Origin of the sequence: Lentzea sp. NPDC060358 (assembly GCF_042725365.1) — a bacterium.
GTDB lineage: Bacteria > Actinomycetota > Actinomycetes > Mycobacteriales > Pseudonocardiaceae > Lentzea.
Genome location: NZ_JBHXCW010000457.1, coordinates 1 through 1,718, shown reverse-complemented (window position 1 = coordinate 1,718; position 1,718 = coordinate 1). Strand labels below are relative to the sequence as shown.

Here is a 1,718-nt window from a genome sequence, read left to right as displayed (position 1 = left end):
GACGTGCCGTTCGCGGGCGAACGGGCTGTCGTCGTACGGCATCGGCGCGGCCGGCTCCTCCAGGGAGGTCGGTGCGGCGGGCGGCAGCGGGGCGAGCGGCGGGTTCGCCGGGTCGATGCCGATGGACGGGGCGACGTACTCCAGCTCCCGCAGCAGCCCGTGCGAGGAGCCGAGCGGGCCGCCGCCCTCCAGCAGGTCGTCGGCGGTGAGCGGGGCGGCGAAGTCCACCGGGACGTACGCCCCGGCGTGGTCGTAGTGCCAGACCAGGTGGGACCGGCGGGCCGACTCCTCGAACATCTCCAGCAACTGCTCGTAGTCACTGCCCAGTTCACCGACCGGGGTGACGGCGAGGCCGCTGAGCTGGAGCAGGAGGGCGCGGCGCAGGAAGTGCAGCGCGTCGTAGTCGAAGCCCGCGACGGGGGCGACGTCGCCGGTCAGGCCCGGCATGTAGGCGTACACCGGTACGGGCGGCAGTCCGGCCTCGCCCAACGCCTTGTCGTAGACGGCGATCTCTTCGGCGAACGGGTTGTCGGGGCTGTGGCACAGCACATCGACGAGGGGGACCAGCCACAGGTCACAGGCCACGAGGTCTCGCTCTCCCACGGGGTGCGCATCGGAATGTTCGGGATGGTCGGGACAGCGTAATGCGGTGCGCGCGCCGCGCACAGTGGCCCTGCGGCCCTACGCCCTTTCCGTCGCGAGCCGGTCCGCCCAGCCCAGCGCGTGGTTCTGGTAGTCGTCCAGCACCGTGCGCACCGCGCCGGGGTCGCCGAGCACGATCGCCGCGACCAGGTCCTCGTGGCCGTGCCAGAGCGCGTCCCGGTCGCGGGCGGCGTGGCGCAGGTAGGGCACCGCGAACACCCAGGTCTGCACGCGGAGCCGGTTCAGGAACTCGTTGATGTACGCGTTGCCCACGAGCGAACCCAGCTCGCGCCAGAACCGCAGGTCGTAGCCGATGAGAATGTCCAGGTCGCCGCCCCGGGCCGCCCGGGCTGCATCCTGGGCCCGGCGGCGTACGGAGACCAGGCAGTCGGGGTACTCGACCGGCGGGGGCGCGGCCGGGAGCCCGCCGCCGAAGTAGACGCTGCGGACCACACCGTCGATGACCAGGCTGCGGGCCTCGACCAGGGACCGGTAGTCGGCGACGGTGAACTCCCGTACCCGGAAGCCGCGGTGCTGGTCCGTCTCCAGCAGCCCCTGGGCGGAGAGATCGAAGAGCGCCTCGCGCACGGGGGTCGCGGACACCCCGTACTGCTCGGCGATCTGTTTGACCGTGAACTCCCGCCCCGGCTGGAGCCGTCCGGCGAGCACCTCGTCACGCAGCGCGTCGGCGATCTGCTGCCGCAGTGTGCTGCGGGTCACAGCTCCGCTCGCGCCCATGGCGCCCCTCCCCGTTCTTCTTGCCTGCGGTCACCTTAATCCAGGGTCGCGGTGCCCGTATCCGGGCAGAAGGCGCGGAGAGGGGCGGGGAGGGGCGCCGTGACGTCGGCGCCGGTGTCACGCAGTGTGCTCGTCGGCCACCGAGAGCGCCGCGTCGAGGGCCGCGAGGCCTTCCTTGGCCTCGGCCTCGGTGATGTTGCAGGCGGGTACGGCGTGGGTGCGGTTCATGTTGATGAAGGGCCACAGGCCGTTCTTCTTGGCCGCCGCGCCGAAGGCCGCCATCGGGGCGTTGGCCTCGCCGGTCGCGTTGTACGGGACCAGCGGTTCGTGGGTCTCCC

2 protein-coding genes and 1 pseudogene are annotated in these 1,718 nt (G+C 72.2%); all 3 read right to left on the bottom strand.

Features of this window, described 5'->3' with window-relative positions:
- The coding region (locus tag ACFWGZ_RS40830; protein ID WP_382456947.1) for a hypothetical protein at positions 1–585 on the bottom strand (585 nt) is incomplete at its 3' end.
- Positions 586–681: 96 nt separating this feature from the next.
- Positions 682–1,362 carry a GntR family transcriptional regulator gene (locus ACFWGZ_RS40825; protein ID WP_382456946.1) on the bottom strand — a complete coding sequence of 227 codons (681 nt, stop codon included), beginning with the start codon at positions 1,360–1,362 and terminating at the stop codon, positions 682–684.
- Positions 1,363–1,497: 135 nt separating this feature from the next.
- Positions 1,498–1,718, bottom strand: a pseudogene (locus ACFWGZ_RS40820) (aspartate aminotransferase family protein); the annotation flags it as partial.